General features: G+C 63.6%; 16 protein-coding genes. 13 read left to right on the top strand and 3 right to left on the bottom strand.

Going from position 1 to position 16,115, the window contains the following annotated elements; all coding sequences use genetic code 11:
* Window positions 1-466: 466 nt before the first annotated feature.
* On the bottom strand, window positions 467-1,378 hold the full coding sequence (locus tag G9373_RS16405) for a hypothetical protein (RefSeq protein ID WP_167115874.1): 912 nt from the start codon (window positions 1,376-1,378) through the stop codon (window positions 467-469).
* 678 nt (window positions 1,379-2,056) lie between these two features.
* Here G9373_RS16405 and G9373_RS16400 point away from each other — a divergent pair.
* The 4 genes from G9373_RS16400 to G9373_RS16385 all read left to right on the top strand — a co-directional run bounded on the left by G9373_RS16400 (window position 2,057) and on the right by G9373_RS16385 (window position 5,792).
* The gene (locus G9373_RS16400) at window positions 2,057-3,958 is read left to right on the top strand and encodes a hypothetical protein (protein WP_167115869.1); all 1,902 of its coding nucleotides are present in this window, start codon (window positions 2,057-2,059) and stop codon (window positions 3,956-3,958) included.
* A 511-nt stretch (window positions 3,959-4,469) separates the two neighbouring features.
* Window positions 4,470-5,114: a hypothetical protein gene (locus G9373_RS16395; protein WP_240960547.1), complete on the top strand. Its 645-nt coding sequence runs from the start codon at window positions 4,470-4,472 to the stop codon at window positions 5,112-5,114.
* An 11-nt stretch (window positions 5,115-5,125) separates the two neighbouring features.
* Window positions 5,126-5,341 carry a hypothetical protein gene (locus G9373_RS16390; protein ID WP_240960545.1) on the top strand — a complete coding sequence of 72 codons (216 nt, stop codon included), beginning with the start codon at window positions 5,126-5,128 and terminating at the stop codon, window positions 5,339-5,341.
* 73 nt (window positions 5,342-5,414) lie between these two features.
* Window positions 5,415-5,792, top strand: a complete 378-nt coding sequence (locus tag G9373_RS16385; protein ID WP_167115856.1) for a hypothetical protein — start codon at window positions 5,415-5,417, stop codon at window positions 5,790-5,792.
* A 143-nt stretch (window positions 5,793-5,935) separates the two neighbouring features.
* Here G9373_RS16385 and G9373_RS45910 read toward each other — a convergent pair whose 3' ends face one another.
* The gene (locus tag G9373_RS45910) at window positions 5,936-6,154 is read right to left on the bottom strand and encodes a hypothetical protein (protein WP_206032256.1); all 219 of its coding nucleotides are present in this window, start codon (window positions 6,152-6,154) and stop codon (window positions 5,936-5,938) included.
* A gap of 18 nt (window positions 6,155-6,172) precedes the next feature.
* On the bottom strand, window positions 6,173-6,385 hold the full coding sequence (locus G9373_RS45905; protein ID WP_206032255.1) for a hypothetical protein: 213 nt from the start codon (window positions 6,383-6,385) through the stop codon (window positions 6,173-6,175).
* A gap of 492 nt (window positions 6,386-6,877) precedes the next feature.
* Here G9373_RS45905 and G9373_RS16375 point away from each other — a divergent pair, with 492 nt between their 5' ends.
* From G9373_RS16375 to G9373_RS16335, 9 genes are all read left to right on the top strand, one after another.
* Window positions 6,878-7,924, top strand: a complete 1,047-nt coding sequence (locus G9373_RS16375) for an extracellular solute-binding protein (protein ID WP_167115851.1) — start codon at window positions 6,878-6,880, stop codon at window positions 7,922-7,924.
* On the top strand, window positions 7,921-8,811 hold the full coding sequence (locus G9373_RS16370; RefSeq protein WP_167115843.1) for an ABC transporter permease: 891 nt from the start codon (window positions 7,921-7,923) through the stop codon (window positions 8,809-8,811). Before G9373_RS16375 ends, G9373_RS16370 begins: the two co-directional genes overlap by 4 nt.
* Window positions 8,812-8,813: 2 nt before the next feature.
* Window positions 8,814-9,620: an ABC transporter permease gene (locus G9373_RS16365; RefSeq protein WP_167115840.1), complete on the top strand. Its 807-nt coding sequence runs from the start codon at window positions 8,814-8,816 to the stop codon at window positions 9,618-9,620.
* The gene (locus G9373_RS16360; protein WP_167115838.1) at window positions 9,617-10,744 is read left to right on the top strand and encodes an ABC transporter ATP-binding protein; all 1,128 of its coding nucleotides are present in this window, start codon (window positions 9,617-9,619) and stop codon (window positions 10,742-10,744) included. The genes G9373_RS16365 and G9373_RS16360 overlap by 4 nt, the downstream gene beginning before the upstream one ends.
* Before the next feature lie 33 nt (window positions 10,745-10,777).
* The gene (locus G9373_RS16355; RefSeq protein ID WP_167115834.1) at window positions 10,778-11,878 is read left to right on the top strand and encodes an FAD-dependent oxidoreductase; all 1,101 of its coding nucleotides are present in this window, start codon (window positions 10,778-10,780) and stop codon (window positions 11,876-11,878) included.
* Between the two features lie 10 nt (window positions 11,879-11,888).
* Entirely contained in the window at window positions 11,889-13,247 is a 1,359-nt protein-coding gene (locus tag G9373_RS16350) for an amidohydrolase family protein (RefSeq protein ID WP_167115831.1), read from the top strand.
* Window positions 13,248-13,272: 25 nt separating this feature from the next.
* Complete coding sequence (locus tag G9373_RS16345) at window positions 13,273-14,322, top strand: LacI family DNA-binding transcriptional regulator (protein WP_167115828.1); 1,050 nt, start codon at window positions 13,273-13,275, stop codon at window positions 14,320-14,322.
* A 394-nt stretch (window positions 14,323-14,716) separates the two neighbouring features.
* Window positions 14,717-14,956, top strand: coding sequence for a hypothetical protein (locus tag G9373_RS16340; protein WP_167115825.1), 240 nt, complete (start codon window positions 14,717-14,719; stop codon window positions 14,954-14,956).
* Between the two features lie 40 nt (window positions 14,957-14,996).
* Entirely contained in the window at window positions 14,997-15,995 is a 999-nt protein-coding gene (locus G9373_RS16335; RefSeq protein WP_167115821.1) for an NAD/NADP octopine/nopaline dehydrogenase family protein, read from the top strand.
* The last annotated feature ends 120 nt before the right edge of the window (window positions 15,996-16,115 follow it).

The raw sequence follows: 16,115 nt of genomic DNA, 5'->3' as shown, positions 1-16,115 counted from the left end.
ATCAGTTCCTCGTCACACTGACGGTGCAGACCACCAAGATCAACCCCACACTCACGCCGCCACCCAGATCGGCAACGTCACTGACGAACACCTACCCGCTGCTCGGCACCCCGAGCGACGCTCAACACGGGGTCGGCGTCACAAGATCAAAGCTTAGTGAATTTGTCCGACTTGTCCCATCCCGTGAACTGTCCACAGGTTTGTCCACACGAGGCTCGATGTTCGAGCCCCCTTCTACGGTCGCATTTTTCGGCAGGGAGAGGAGTCGGTCTCTGCGAAGGGCGTGTTGCGCACGCTGGCTAGGGGATTTGACCACCGAAACGCTTCTTGGCCGTTCTCGATTGTCCAAACTGTCTGTCATCCGTACCGGTCTTCACTGATAGAGCCGGTGTATTTGGCCGGATGGTCATGGACCAGAGTCGCGAGCGGGGCGAGCGGTGAACACGGCACGGCTGCTATCCCAACTTCATCCTTGCAAGGGAGGGGGAGGTGTGGGGCCCGGGCGGCGGCGGCGCGGCTTCTTCTTGACCGTGCGAACAGGGCCTGCGGCTCCCGTCAGCCGATAGACGTTTCGGACACGTTCCTGTGTGAACTCCCGTGAGGAGAAGTGTGATTCGTTGACAAGTGTCTTGCCTACCTTCAATAGACCCCTATCGACGAGCTCCTTGGTTCCACGAGCTCTAGTGGCGGGTGAGAGGCCGAAGCGTGCAGGGAAAAGGATCGTTGACCACCACACGGGTTTCCCCGGTGCCTCCTGGCTCGACAACACCGCCAACATCACCGCCAGGGCGGGGGCGGAAAGCGACTGGATATGCCCCTGAGTCCACAACCGGGTCGGAACCTTGAAGTACCGGTGGCGCTCCTTCTGGTCGTTAGCCAGTACATACGCGGTCGACGGCAAATCGTAGGCGGCTCCGGTCCCGCTCTCCTCGAGCAGTTGGATGGTCGAGGAGCCACCGGGGTTCGCGGTCACGGATATCAACTTCTCCCGCGCGAGTGTTCGGAAGGCGTCGGAGACCCGCTTGGCGCCGCCGCGCTCGGGATCATCCAGGCTGAGCAACGCCGCCCACTTGCGGGACGAGACCTGCGTATCGAAGGGCGGCGCGGCGCAGCGCCAGATCAGTGCGAGGTACAGCTTGATGGCAACGGCGTTACCTCGGCCTCGCGTCGCGACGAGCCGAGAAAGTGGCGTGTTTCCTTCACCTTCGAGATCGCGAACGAAAACATGCCGGATCGGTATGTCCACTCTCAACTTCGAGCTTCTTGCGATCTCACTCGCGAGGTCGAGCGACTCGCGAGACGGCTTGAAGGCCAGTTCAGAGGACGATTTTACGATTCGCGAGGTTGATATGCGTTCGCGGGCCTCCCCGGTACTCATAGAGTCCTCCATACTTCACTCATCTGTCGGTCACTAACTTATCAACTATCACTAACCGGATACTCTGCAAAGTGTAGCTAATTTTCCTTCTAAAGTGAGAATGATGCGATCGTCTGCGGTTGTCCTCTTACGCGTTGGAGCCCGATCCTTGAGTGCCGTGACTTCCGAGTCCGTACTCTTCTCAATTCTCATTCGTCCACAAGCCCCTGTACAGAGCCCTATCGGTGCATCGGTAGGACGGGTGGCTATCCCTCCGGTCCGATAGGCGCGGAGTCGAAGGGCAACCCGCAGGGCAGTTCACTCTGCTTGCGCCGTCGTCGGCATCCCTGTACCGTCCGTCAAGTGAGGAGAAGTAGCGTCTGATCCACAAGTTCCCTGGCAGCCAGCTGGGGATCTTCCGGCCTCGTCGTCGGGATCGCCCGGCAACCAGTCGGGACAGGTCGCGGTGGCGTTCTTCGACTCAGCCTTGAAAGGTGCTGGAGGTCCCCGGACTGCGGCGCGGAGGAAGTGACAGGAAGCGGGCGGCCTGCCCGTTGCGCGCGCCACTTCCACAAGGCAACGAGATGGGCCTCGGATGGAACCGAGGCCCATCTCGTCCTTTCGTGGGATGTGTAAGTGTCTAGCGGAAGCCGCGAGTGAGATCATGCCGCCACCGAAGTTCAGCACATGGAGGAGCCCTTGTCGCGCAAGAACGGTCGGCGCAATCAGAACCGGTCACCTAAGAAGGCCGCCGCCGAAGCCGCGACATCATCAAATGCACGGCCGGCGTTGTCGAGGCAGGAACGCGAACTCCTCGATCAAGAGATGGCGAAGCAGTCCTTCGCGCTCGTATGCCGCACTGCTGGTGTTCCGGCGCTCACCGACAGGGAGCGTGCCGAACTACTCGCCTCACACGACGGTGAAGCAACAGTTAGAGCAGTCGCTGAACTCCAGTCGCGACTCGACGTCGCAACTTCTACGACCTGGACTCAAGACCGTGTGGAGTGCGACCTACTCGCCGACGCGAACCTCCCGCACACCGAGGACCTGGTTCGGCAGGTTCGCTCAGGACACCGGCTCATTCCTCCACGATCGGTGACGCAACTGATCCGCGAAGCGCTCGAATCAGCGGTGCAGCGACCCGATGCGGAACCCATGTCCGCCACTACGCTGCTGCATCTCATTCTCTCAATTACCACTAGTCATTTGCGCAACGAGTTCAGCGAAGATGGCACGCTCGACGAAGAGGGAATCGCCCGTATTGCGGAGATGACGATGGTCAAGACCGCCGAGGAATCCATTGAGATGCTTCGCGAGATCATGGTGGACGAGGTCGCGAACCTTCACGGCAACGCTCCGGCCAAACTTGAGACTCTGCTGGCCTCCACGCAGAACATCTGGTTCCGGCCATGGCCGGACAGTGTGACCGATCCTCGACTCGGCGCATCGCCCGCCGAGTCTTTCGCCTCCGCCAACGGTATCGATCTCCGTGAGGTCCTGGCCCTCGGACTGGTCATCGCCGAACGTGCGGGCACAGGAGACATCGAGTTCAGGCGAGCCGACCTGGTAAGCGCCGGAGCGACAGACGCCGCGATCTCCTTCCTGATCAATCACATGTCCTTGCCCGTGTCGCAATTCCAGCGGCGCCTTGCACGGGATCGCGCGAAGGGCGACATCGACGACCAGAGGTACACGCTGACGCAGTGCCCGTTCCTTAGAGTCGACGACGACACCGTGGTACTGATGCGCTACCAATGGGGCATCGAACGATTCTTCGGCTCGCACCTGTACTGGCAAACCTTCTTCTCGTTCGGAAAGCCCGAGCCGCGTTCAGTCGCCGAGGCGTTCAGCCTTGCCATGAACGACGTGTTCGAGGAGGCTGTGGCGGAGACACTCACCGGTATCGTCTCGGCCAGCCGGTCAATGACACGACTCGTCCGAGAGCCGGAGATGCAGGACGCTTGGGCCACCGACCCCAGCAAAAAACCGTCTGTATGCGACTTCGTCATCCCCGCCGGACAGGTGTGCCTCGCGCTCGACGCGACCAACCACCATCTCAACGCAGAGCTGGCACAGGGTTTAGCGAACGTCAGCGAGTACGCTGCCGACGCCGACGAATCGCTGGTCAAGAAGTGCAACCAGATCGCCGCCACCATCCGTCAACTAGGTAAGCGCTGCGATCACGGCGTGGGCCCGTCAACGCAGTACCTGCCGTTCGTGATTGTTCCTGCCCACGGTGTACCCAACCTAGGCACCGTCGAGCTGGACCTCATGATCCGCGCAAAGCGCATTTTCCAGGTCGTGCCGGCAACAGTCTTGGCGCCGACCGTGCTGACCCTGTCCGAGCTGGAACTGCTCGAGGGAATCTCCGAGCACATTCACCGGAAGGGACGCGACATCCGTGATCTTCTGGTCGACTGGCGCCGGACCTCCACAGTGGGAAGCGTGCTCGGTCCGATCCGACTGCAGGATTATCTGGACAGTACCGGCCTCCCGCGCCCCATCCCGACTCGCATAATCGAGGCCGCGAAGCAACTAAAACTCCAGCTAAAGGAGTATCTGGCTGCAGGCCCAACCTGTCAGCTACCAGCTACCAGCTAGCGGCCGGCGTTGGGCTGAGGTGCGCAAACGAACCAAGTGGCGAAGATCGGAACCTTCGATCGCACTGCCGCAGTGGATCTTCGGTACGCTGGCGTGCAATCGGCGGGAACGCCGATTGCACGCGTGGGAGCGAGTTGCTGGTTTGGTCACCAGTACATGCCGCTCCCGCGATAGACCCACCCTCCGGGGTTGGGTCCGAGCGTGGCAGGCCGTCAATTGGGACACTATGCCTGCCACGCTTCGTCATATCTGGGGTGTGATCGATAAGTGGAGGACCGCTTTTGGCGTACAACGTGAGCCCGGATGCGCCGCCGACCCGTCTGGATCCGGAGGCCTGCACCAGCACCACTCCGGCTTCCAAGCCCGCCGGCTAACGGCCGGCCGCCACCTACGACGACCGCGCCCAGGAGCGCGACGGTGCTCGGCAGCTGGACCGGATGGTCGAGGACGCGGAGTTCACCCGGGCCCGCAAGGACCTCGAGCGCGCCTTCCCCGCGCGACCGTCCCCGAGGTGTCCGAGCGTAAACGCCGGGAGCTGCCGCTCCCGGATTCGATTCGCCAGCCGCCGAGTTCGCGCCAACGCACGGTGCGGTCGGTGAACAAGCACAAGGCGCAGTCGCAGTTGCCGAAGGTCGGCTACACCGGCGTGCAGGACCTGGTCAGCGACCCGGACCGGTGGAAGACCGTCGGCGAGGCACTGTCGACGGCGCGCGGTGACGCGCAGCAACTCGACGAGAAGATGCGCTCCCAGGTCCAGCGGGTGGACCGGGCGATTCAGACCGCCGAACGGTTCAACGACCGCGGCCACATCCTGTACTGCGCGGTGACCCTTCCGCACGCGGTGCCGCAGCAGGCGGCGAATCTGCCCGCGACGTTGCGGCCGGGATCCCGTTTGGATTTCGACCGGCACACGATGGCCACCCATGCCGCTCACGAACTCGATGGAACGCTGGGCGATCGGGATGTGGTGTTCGAGATCGAAACCGGCCGAGGTATGTATCTGGGACGCTCGGATACGGTCGACGACACCGCGCACCTGCTGCCGAGAGGGATGCGGTTCGAGGTGGTCTCGGCGGGGGAGGGGCGATACCGTCGCCCTGACGGCAGTATCGGCCGGTGGATGATCGTGCAGCTGCGGGACATCACCGAGGAATGAGGGGATTGCGGATGGGACTGTTCACCGACGACAAGGGCCGCCCCGAGCTGGTGGTCCATCCGGACATCAAGCGACGGGCGACGTTCCGGCCGGTCGTCGACGACCAACCCGAGGGCGAACCCGTCGAGACGCCGAAGCAGCGTGCCCGCCGCGAGCTGAAACTACGACTGGGCGCCGAGCTCCGCGCGAAAGAGGAAACCGGAGACACCAACCCCGAGAAGGGGTGACGCCTCCGGCTCATCCTGTGCATATTCAGTGATCCGACTATAGCCACAAATTGCGATAATGCTAGAAAGGCGAGTGGTACGTGTATCAACGGCCGACGACCGAGGACGAATCCGCGACAAGGCCCCTGGACTCACCGCCAGCAACAGCGGCGGCGCGTTCGACGAAAACGGGAACGTGGTCGGCGGTACCACCACGTACCTGATCACTGTCACCGAGCCGCGCGATGGATGGTGCACGCGGAACGATCTCATCGACTGGGGCTACAGCGATGCAGGAATCGACCGCTTCTTCGGCCCGGAATCCGATGGGCCGGAGGGAGTTACCGGGTGGACGTGCGAACACATCGACCACATCGAGGCCACGGTCGTCGTCCCCGCACTGCGCATGGTGGACGAGGCATTCTCCGACCCCGAGACGCCTGCTTCCATTCTCCGCCACGGCACGACCTGATTCCGCCCCTGAGCGGCTACCACAGACCGCTTCGAGCGCACGCGATGGCGCTGCAGGTCCGGGAGCGAGATCGAATGTCCTGGTCCGGCAGGGAAGGTCCTCACGGGTGCGGTTCGGTCTCCCGGGCGATGGACTCGATCAGCTCACTGCGCCTCAATTACGTGGCGGTGCAGACGGATCGCCGAGATCTGGAAGAAGATTCCGCCTAGCGTCGCGTATCCGGCGATGTTGGTGAGTGAGGCATGCGCCCCGGCGGCCTGCAGAATGAAACTTGCGCCGGCGATGGTGGAGAGCCCGCCGCTGAGGATCATTGCCCATTGGCCACCGAGTCGGTAGCGCCGGATCGCGACGATCAACTGCACGATGCCCGCGGTGATCGCTCAGGCGCCCCATACCCGCAGAACGCTCGGGATGCCGGAGGTGACGGCGAGAGCCAATCCGATGGCGGTGAGCAGACTTAGAGCCATCTTGATGTACAGCAGCACCTGCGGTCGTGCGGCACCTGAGGAACGGAAGTCGACGACGGCCGCGGCGACGTCGAACAGCGGATAGATCACCAGCATGGCACCGAATCCATCCACCACCTCGCTCATGGAAAGAGGAACCTGATGTCCAGTTCCCTCGAAGCCAGCCCCAGCCCCAGCCCCGCCCTGTAGCCGAGCCGCCGGCAGCACCAGGGGCTGCGAAACCTGTACTACGTCCGATTCGGCTTCGCCATCGTCTGGGCGGCCTGCTCGTCCTCATTGTTTCGACGCTCACCCCGGTCACCATTACCGTTCAGCTCGCTGGGCCACCGGGGTCGGCATGCGTACCTCTTCGATTTGCGGTTACTGGCGCGAACGAACGGACCATAACCGACCCGAAGGTTCGGTTCGGGCGCTAAGCGTGAAACCGGAGCGTCAGTGACCTGTCTGTTCACGATGAGGCGCAGTAAGAGGCCTTGACGTGGCCATTTGGGGGAATTGGTGGGCAAGTGCGGCCAGCATCTCGGCGCTGCAAACCGACCATTGACCGATCGCGAGCCCATGTGGTTAGGTACGTCACAAGGCAAATGTAACTAGTTACATTCTGAAGACGGAGCCAGCATGAAGAAGTTAGTCAGCGTGGTGATCGTGCTCGGACTCGCCGTGGCGTCGGTCGCTTGCACGTCGACGAGTACGGGCGATGACGAGGAGGATGTGGTTGTCGTCGAGGGACCTGGCGCCGAGTATCAGGCCCTTTTCGAGGAGCAGATAGCCAAGCCGTTCACGGAGAAGACCGGTATTCGCCTCAAGTATGCGACCGGCGGGTCGGCGACGGAACAGTATGCGGCCATCAGGGCTTCCGATGGTGACCCCGGTTTCGATGTCACCGTCATGACCAGTCTCGAGCTCTATCAGGGCAGCCAGGATGATTTGCTCGCCCCGGTGACGCCGCAACAGGTGCCGAATATGGCCAACGTGCCGCAAAAACTGCTGGACAACACCTACGGCGTCGGTGCGATTCAGGACATCCAGCAGGTCGTGATGATGTACAACCGCACGGAATTTCCGCAGCCACCCACGAGTTGGCAGGCGATGTGGGATCCGGAGTACCGCTCGGGTTCGCTGATCTTCAACCCCGCCAACATTCTTGGTGTCTACGCGGTGCTCAACGCCGCCGAGTTGGACGGCGGGGGAATCGACGACCCAGATCCTGGGTTCGCCCGGACAGCGGAGCTGGCCAAGTACGCCCTCGGCACGCCAACCAACTCGGCCGAGGCGGTGCCGTTCATGACAAAGGGAACCGCTACGGCCTTCCCCTATTTCGACGGCCGCGCCGCGATCTATTCCCAGACAACCGATTACGACTACACGGTTCCGCGTGAAGGAACCTACGCGCTACTGGGCTCTCTCGGAATCCCGGTCGGTGCCCCGCACAAGGACGCGGCATACAAGTTCATCGACTACTGGCTTTCCCCCGAGGTGCAGCAGCGGTGGGCGCTTGCCTACAACGTCGGTCCCTCGATCACCGGCCTGCAGTTCCCTGCGGACTTTGCGGCCAAACACGTCACAACTCCCGAGGCACTCGAGAAGCTCAAGATCGCCGATGCGGAGACAGTAATTCGGAACCGCACGGAATGGAGCCAGCAATGGGCGGAGGCCGTGCGATGACCGCGATTGTGGCACCCACGCCCACTCCCACACGCGCGCCGGCGCGAAAGCGTTCCCGGTTGCCGTGGCTCACTTTGCCCGCGACGGTCTGGGTGCTGGTGGTCTTCGCGATCCCCACCACGGTCCTGCTCGCGAGTAGCGTGCTGACCTACGACGGCGCCAAGGTCACGGGCCCGCTCACCACCGCGAACTACGACAACCTGTTCGGGGACAGCTATTTCCGTTCAGTGCTGTGGGACACCATCTCGATATCGGTCATGGTGGGCGCAATATGCACAGCCGCAGGACTGCTGGTTGCGCACTTCATCGTCCGATCCGGCTCGCGGTTGCGCACGCTCGTGCTTCTCGTCGTCCTAGCGCCTCTGGTGTCCAGCGTCGTGGTCCGCACCTACGGCTGGTTGGTGCTGTTAGAGGACGACGGGCTGGTCAACCAGATCCTGCTGTGGACCGGACTGTCCAGCTCGCCGGTCGCGTTCATCGGCACGAAGTCCGCGGTGATCGCCGGGCTCGTGCACGTGCTCCTGCCCTTCGCGGTCTTCACCGCGATGTCGAGTGTGCAGAGCGTCGATCCCGTCCTCGAGCGCGCGTCCCGCGATCTCGGTGCCGGACCGGTCACCACGTTCTTCCGAATCACGTTGCCGCTGATCCGGCCCGGTCTGATCGCCGGATTCATGCTGACATTCGCAATCAGTCTCGGCGCCTACGCCACGGCCGCCATCCTCGGCGGCGGCCGCGTGCAGACACTCGCGACCCTCATACGCGAACGCATGGTGATCAGCCTCGAATGGGGCCAGGCCGCGGCGATCGCGGTGGTCCTCTTCGCGGTAGGCGTCACCACCGTGTCCGCGCTCTTGCTGACCGGACGCCGGTCACGGAAGGGGATGTAACGATGCGTTTCCACCCATGGTTGCTGCTGCGCAACGTGCTGCTCGTGCTCGTACTCGCCTTCGTGACCGTGCCGATGATCGTCGTGGTCTGGACCTCCATCCAGCCCGACACCTACCCGGCCTTCCCCCCGAGCGGACTATCGCTGACCTGGTGGGATGCCGCGCTCACCCCCGAATGGCTACTGCCCATGGCACTGTCCGCCGAAATCGCGCTGGGCTCTGCTCTATGCGCGCTGCTGCTCGGCTCGGCCGCGGCCTATGCCCTCGCACGCGGACCGGCCCGGGGCCGCGCCGCGCTGGAGGGATTCCTCGCCAGCCCACTGCTTCTACCGGAGATCGTGATCAGCCTGTCGGTGGTCCAACTGATCTCGATGCTCGGCGCACGGGGGTTGATCGGCCCGACACTGCTGGTCGTTGCTCACGCCCTGATCGGCATCCCATTCGTGCTGCGCACGGTAGGGGTCAGCCTGGTCGGAGTGAACCCACTGTGGGAGCGCGCCGCTCGCGATCTCGGTGCCTCGGCGTGGCGCGCATTCGTCACCGTCACCCTGCCGCTGATGCGGTCGGGGATGTTCGCCGGCGCGCTGTTCGCCTTCGTCATGTCGTTCAACAACGTCGAGCTCTCCCTGTTCCTCACCACACGGGACGCGAACACGCTGCCCATCAAGCTCCTGCAATACATGGAGTACGAGTACTCGCCGACCCTGGCCTGTGTCGCGGTGACCAGCGTCCTCAGCATCTGCCTCATCACGGGCGTGGCGTCCCGGTTCGTCCGCCTGACCGAGTTCATCCACGGAGGTACCAAGTGATCGCACAACTACGCACCACCGAGGAGCCGGCCACGCAGGCACGCACCGGCGGCTCCGCCGTGACCCTGCGCGGGATCCGCAAGGAGTTCGGTTCCGCGGCGGCGGTCGAGGACCTTGATCTCGATGTGCATCCCGGCGAGTTCCTGACGCTGCTCGGACCGTCGGGCTGCGGCAAGACGACGACCCTGAACATGGTGGCGGGCTTCCTGACGCCCGATGCCGGACGCATCCTGCTCGACGGCCAGGACGTGCACCAGCTGCCGCCGGACCGGCGTGACACCGCGATGGTCTTCCAGCAGTACGCCCTCTTCCCACATATGACGATCGGCCAGAACGTCGGTTACGGACTGCGGATGCGCAAATGCCCGAAGTCGGAGATCCGCGAGCGCGTGGCAGATGCGCTCGACCGTGTCGGGCTCGCAGGGAAGGAAGATCGTCTGTCCAGTCAGCTTTCCGGCGGTCAGCAGCAGCGCGTCGCCCTGGCGAGGGCGATCGTGGTGCGCCCGAAGGTATTGCTGTTCGACGAGCCTTTATCGAATTTGGATCTCAAGCTGCGTGAGCAGCTGCGGCTGGAGATCAAGCACCTTCAGCGCGAGCTCGGGATCACCTCGATCTTCGTGACTCACGACCAGACTGAGGCGCTGGTGATGAGCGATCGGATCGCAGTGATGCGGGCCGGACGTATCGAGCAACTGGACACGCCCGAGACCATCTACCGGGAACCTGCGAACGCGTTCGTCGCAGGGTTCGTCGGCCAGTCCAACCTTATCCCCGGCGTATGTACGGATGTCGGGTCGGACGAATGTACCGTCCGGCTGTCCACGGGGACCACTGTGCTCGCACGTCAATCGGGGACACTCGCGGCGGGTGACGCAGTCCGCGTCCTGCTCAGGCCGGAGGCACTCCGTCTGGCCGCCGCGGCGGCCGAGCAGTCGATCGCGGGCAGGGTCGTCGACGTCGTCAACGAGGGCAGCCTTGCCACCGTTGTCCTGGAGATCACCGAATCCGTTCGACTCCGTGTCTCTGTGCCCGACCCGGGCACCCACAGCCTCCCCTCACTCGGCGACGAGGCCGCCGTCCTCATTCCCCTGGGGGCTGCTCGCGCGTTGCCCGCCGATCAGTAGAAACCCAACAAGAGAAAGAGAAAAGGAATTCACATGGTTGAGCAGGTTGTTGTCATCGGTGCAGGCGTATATGGCGCGGCGGTGACCGCAGAACTGGCTCGGCGCGGTGCCCGCGTGACGGTAGTCGATGCGGGTGCACCGTCGGATGGCACATCGGGTGCCACGTTCTCGTGGACCAACTCGAACGACAAGGCGCCGCGGCCCTACCACGATCTCAACGTCGCCGGCATGGAGGCACACCGGAAGTTGGCGAGCGAAGTGCCCGGCAGCGACTGGTACCACGAGGGCGGGAATCTGGACTGGGCCGCTGACGACAGCGCACGGGAGAAGCTGCGCCGGAACGTCGAGACCCGCAAGAGCTACGGGTACGAGGTCCGCTGGCTCACCCGTGAGGAGGCACTGCGCCTCGAACCCGATATCAACCCCGACGAGCTGCCCGCCGACGAGATCGCCTACTACCCGACCGAAGGGTGGATCGAGCCGACCCGACTGATCGGTCACCTCCTGTCCACAGCCGGCGCGGAGCAAATCTGGCACGACGCCGTCACCGGAATCGAGGTAACCGACGGTAAGGTGCGTTCGGTCCAGCTCGCCTCCGGAAGGAAACTACCCGCCGACGCCGTGGTGAACTGTGCCGGTCCGCGAGCCGGCGACATCGCCCAACTCGCCGGGCTGAACCTGCCCATGCAGAACACGCGCGGTGTCCTCATCTACACCTCACCGGTCGCAGTCGCCGTAACACGCGTCATCCACGCACCGCATGTCCACCTGCGCCCGGACGGCGCCGGCCGACTGCTCCTGCACACGCACGACGTCGACGACGCAGTACAGGTCTCACCCACCGGAGAGATCAGCGCGGATCCCGCCGCAGTCGAGAAGGTCATCGAAGCCGGAATCTCGCTCTACCCGGGAATCCGCGGGGCCACCGTGGAAAGCGTGCGGGTGGGAGAGCGGCCCATCCCCGGTGACGGTCTGCCGGTACTGGGCCGAGCGCCCGAACTGCCCAACTTCCACTTCGCCGTCTCGCACAGCGGTGCGACGTTGAGCCTGTACGCCGGCGGCCTTGTCGCGGCCGAGGTCCTGGGCGAAGACCACTCCGAGGAGCTGGCCCCGTTCCGCTTCGAGCGATTCTGAGAGAGGCGTTATGACTACGACAGTCCTACACAACTGCGATCTCGTCGACGGCGACGGTGGCGACCCGCAACAGAGGGTCGACATCGTGATCGAGGGAGACACGATCCGGGAGATCGTGCCCACCAGACCCACGGAAACCTACGGCACGGTCGACGAGATCGTCGAAGCCGCGGGCCAACTCGCCGTTCCGGGCTTGATCAACAACCACACCCACGGCACCGCGTACGGACCGCTGTTTCCCAGCGGGCATGAGGCACTTTCACCCGAGCAGGTGCGTGCCAACCTCGACCGGCACCTACTGGAGGGCACCACCACCGTGCTCTGCGTCGATGGGTTCGTCACTGCCGAGGCCATCGCTAAAACGAACGAGGACCACCCGGTCAACGTCAAACTGGCGTCCTGCAACACCCCGGCCTGCCTGCATGCGGCGTCGATCGCGGACGGCGGCGGGCTCACCGACGAGAACCGCTCGTTCACCGCGGGCAGAGCCGTCGACGCGGGAGCGGTCGCCCTCGGCGAGATCGGCGCCGGGCACACCCTCGGCGGCGGTGGGGCGAGCTATATGTACATCCCAGCCGAGGTGGCCAAGCGCACCGGGGTGACGATCACGCCCAAGCAGGCGGACACACTGAAGTACGCGGTGCTGGGTCGGCACATCTCAGCCTCAGCCTTCGACCGGGACGCAGTGGAGAAGGCGCTGGTGGCCGCGGGGTTGGCCGGCAAGCTGTCGGTCGAAGAGACCCGCGAGATCGTCTCGGACATCGTTCTGCCCGCGTTCGACATCGCCTTGGACGGCCTGGCCGAAGCCGCGGAATACGCGGACAAGGTCGGTGTACCGGTGCTGGTACACAACGCGGCCGCATCGATGACACAGGTCGCCAAGATCGCCAAGACCGGGGTATCGCTCATCGCCGGGCACTCCAACCATGGGAGCTTCGAGCTGCGTGAAGCCCTCGAACACGCCGAACGGCTCAAGGAACTGGGCGCGATTGTGGATATCTCCACCCTCGACGCGTTCGGCGCCCAGCGGCTCGAGTCCGGCCCGGAGGTCATCTACGCGATGCTCGAAGCCGGGCTCGTCGATACGATCTCGACCGACTACGCAGGCGGCAACCACGACTCGATCCTGCTTGGGATCGACCGCGCCACCAAAGCCGGCGTGGTAAGCCTGCCTGCGGCGGTCGCGATGGGCACCGCCAACGTCGCCGACGCCATCCCCGGTGTGGCGACGCGGAGGGGCCGCATCATTGTGGGTGCGATCGCCGACCTCGTGCTCACCGACCCGGCGGACTTGTCGCGAGTCGACACAGTCATGATCGGCGGGGAGATCGTTGTCCGCGACGGACAGCGTGCAACCGTAGCCGCCTGACCGGGGCGGCGGGAAAGGACGGACGGTGAAGCGATCAACGATCGGCGACGTCGCGGCGGCGGCCGGGGTATCGGTGGCGACGGTTTCTCGGGTGCTCAACGGCGGCAACGTCAAGGAGGCGACTGCGAGCAGGGTGTGGGAAGTGGTCACCAGGCTCGAATACACGCCGAACGCGCTCACCAAGAGCATCTTCGCTGGGCGCTCCAGCACGATCGGGGCGGTCATCGATGATCTCAGCAGCCCGTTCTACCTCGACCTGATGCGCGGGATTGACGAGGTTGCCGCCGCCAACGGCAGCCTCGTCACGTTCTCCAGCACGTTTCGCCACGGCGATCGCGAGATTGCGCAGGTACAGACCATGGACGAGCAGCGGGTCCGTGGTCTGGTCGTCACCACCGGAACGTCTACCGACGACAAGACGCGACGGATGGCAGCAGGGGGAACGCCGTGTGTCATTGTCGCGCGGTCGGTACCGAACCCGCCGCCACGTCTGCACTCGGTCAGCCTGGACCACATCGCGGCCGGCTGGATGATGGCGGAACACCTGATCTCGTGTGGACGACGGAGGATCGGGGTGATCTCCTCGGGAACACGGCCGTCGCAGTTCGGGCGTATCGAGGGATTGCGGAGTGGGCTCGACGAGGCGGGCCTGTCACTGCCAGAGGAGGCCGTCGTCGACGTGGCCACGAAGTCGGAGGTCGGTGAGGCAGTGTGGGCGTTGTTGGAACGCAGTAAAACCCTGGACGCGCTCGTCTGCCTCACCGGCCGCTACACGGTTGCCGTCCACTCGGCACTGGCCGACTGCGGGCTCGCGATCCCGGACGACATCGGGTTCCTGTCCATGGACGACTTCTCCTGGGGCCCAGCCCTCGGCATCACCGTGGTCGCGCAACCGTCATACCAGATGGGACGTCGGGCCGCCGAGCTGATCGTCGGAAATTCCAACCAGTCGGCGCAGCTGACGTTCGAGCCGAAGCTCGTTGTCCGCACTTCCTGTGGCGAGAGCAGTGCCTTTCGAACGTCGAAGCTGCCGTCGTCATCCCATCGTCCGGCGCTGCCATCGACACCGTCATGAAATCCGCACGACTCGTCAAACACGATGGCACGCTTCTCAACCCCGGGTGACCCACCGAGCGGACACGACAGAGCGCTCATCCCTAACCCACGACCGCAGATAGCCGCCAACCAAGGATGAGAGTGGAGACTCCTTCCTGGAGCATCGCGAACAGTGTCAGCGATGGCTGCATACGAAGCGATCTCTCTACGTCTCGCTGCACATGCACTCGACGTCGGCACGGTCGCCGAGACACGCTGCGACCGTGGGTTTTCCATGGCCTCTGGAGTGCTGAGTAAGTACCTCCGAGGATGCCGCGTTCGTGCCGGCGCTTCGTCTACACCCACAGTGCGCGTCCGTACCGCCCTCCACCGAGGAGGCGTACAGCCTCGACGGCTGGCTTCGTTGAATACATATGTCGACCGACCTCGCTAAGGACAGCCGGATGCTCACGTTGTTCATTCATGCCGCCATCGCCGGTGTCAGTACGTTCTTCGGCCGACGATGGGCCAATCCGCTGCAGCGAGCGATTGAGGGAGTCGCTCTGGTTCGTGCCGAACGACGGTCGCTGGTGCTGCACATCTACCTCATCGAAGACAGTGAGGATGAACGCCTCTCGCCGGGTGGGCGGTGCAATGTCAAATACTTCGAGTGAAAGGAACCTCATGAGGCTGGCAGTACTTGGAAGCTTGCCGATGGCTGCAGTCACTGCGGCCTGGGCGTCGGCTACGGCGGGAACGGAAGTGGTCTACGCAACAGACGAGACGCCGCCTGGGACGTGGTCGGCACAGGTCACATGGCACGGGCATTCGCAGCCTGCACAACTCGCGCGAGTACAGGTTGGAACCCCCTTTGAGGCCGACGCGTTCATGCTCATTGCCCCACGAGATGAGTCGATCGCCCTCACCCGGCTTTACGCAGAGTCGATGCAGGGAAAGCCGGTCCTCGTCGCGCCCGGCGGCTTCGCGATCGTCGAAGCGATCGACGAGGTACTGAACACGGGCACGTCCATAGCCTCGCCCGTCGGGCAACTGCCCGGGTTCCCCATCACCGGCGACGTCGAACCCGGCAACGTACGCATCCGCGCTGTCAAACGAAACTTTCCACTCGGTCAATTACGACACAAAGATTCCTCCGACTTAGTTGAAACATTCCGAATTTGGTTTCCGGACCTGGCCGCATCCACTCTTGCGGAGACGACCCTCGGAAATATGAACAACATTCTTCACCCGCCGATTCTGCTGGTGAACGCTGCACGGAGCGAGGCCGGCGAAGACTACTTGTTTTATCGACAGGGTGCGTCTTCCGGAGCATCCCAAATAATTAGCGGCATCGACGACGAGCGGCTCGACGTCATGCGGGCGTTGAACCAGAAATTGGTACCTTTCACGGAATTATTCAAACGCTATTACGGTGACCAAGGGCTTGTAGGCGAGACCATCGACCAGATGATCGCCAGCGTGCCGACATTGGCCGGCGCCCGAGGGCCGAAAACGTTGGAGCATCGCTACGTATCAGAAGACGTCATCTATGGTCTCGCACCGATGGAAGAACTGGCGCATCGACTCGACGTTGCGACACCCTGCTTGAGTTCGTTGATCACGATCCTGTCGACGGTATGCGGGTCAAACCTACGCGAAGCAGCACCAAGTCTTGTCGATCAAAGCGCCCTCTACTCAACAGCAGTGGTGTGAGATATGCGGGCGACACCCGTTCTATGACCTGGACGAAGCGGGGAGCACACCCGCCGACTCGCCTGGTTGAGTGTTGATCCTCGACCTCGGCCGGCGGGTCGGCGTTCGCAAACTTGTCGA

Source organism: Rhodococcus sp. A14 (genome assembly GCF_011603105.1).
Lineage (GTDB): Bacteria > Actinomycetota > Actinomycetes > Mycobacteriales > Mycobacteriaceae > Rhodococcus_F > Rhodococcus_F opacus.
This window is presented reverse-complemented; position numbering and strand designations above follow the sequence as displayed.

Excerpts from the sequence above, each read along its gene's own strand:
- G9373_RS16365 (WP_167115840.1), top strand. The coding sequence starts at position 8,814 with ATGCGTTTCCACCCATGGTTGCTGCTGCGCAACGTGCTGCTCGTGCTC.
- G9373_RS16405 (WP_167115874.1), bottom strand. The coding sequence starts at position 1,378 with ATGAGTACCGGGGAGGCCCGCGAACGCATATCAACCTCGCGAATCGTA.
- G9373_RS16335 (WP_167115821.1), top strand. The coding sequence starts at position 14,997 with ATGGCTGCAGTCACTGCGGCCTGGGCGTCGGCTACGGCGGGAACGGAA.
- G9373_RS16375 (WP_167115851.1), top strand. The coding sequence starts at position 6,878 with ATGAAGAAGTTAGTCAGCGTGGTGATCGTGCTCGGACTCGCCGTGGCG.
- G9373_RS16340 (WP_167115825.1), top strand. The coding sequence starts at position 14,717 with ATGTCGACCGACCTCGCTAAGGACAGCCGGATGCTCACGTTGTTCATT.
- G9373_RS16390 (WP_240960545.1), top strand. The coding sequence starts at position 5,126 with ATGGGACTGTTCACCGACGACAAGGGCCGCCCCGAGCTGGTGGTCCAT.
- G9373_RS45905 (WP_206032255.1), bottom strand. The coding sequence starts at position 6,385 with ATGAGCGAGGTGGTGGATGGATTCGGTGCCATGCTGGTGATCTATCCG.
- G9373_RS16370 (WP_167115843.1), top strand. The coding sequence starts at position 7,921 with ATGACCGCGATTGTGGCACCCACGCCCACTCCCACACGCGCGCCGGCG.
- G9373_RS16350 (WP_167115831.1), top strand. The coding sequence starts at position 11,889 with ATGACTACGACAGTCCTACACAACTGCGATCTCGTCGACGGCGACGGT.
- G9373_RS16355 (WP_167115834.1), top strand. The coding sequence starts at position 10,778 with ATGGTTGAGCAGGTTGTTGTCATCGGTGCAGGCGTATATGGCGCGGCG.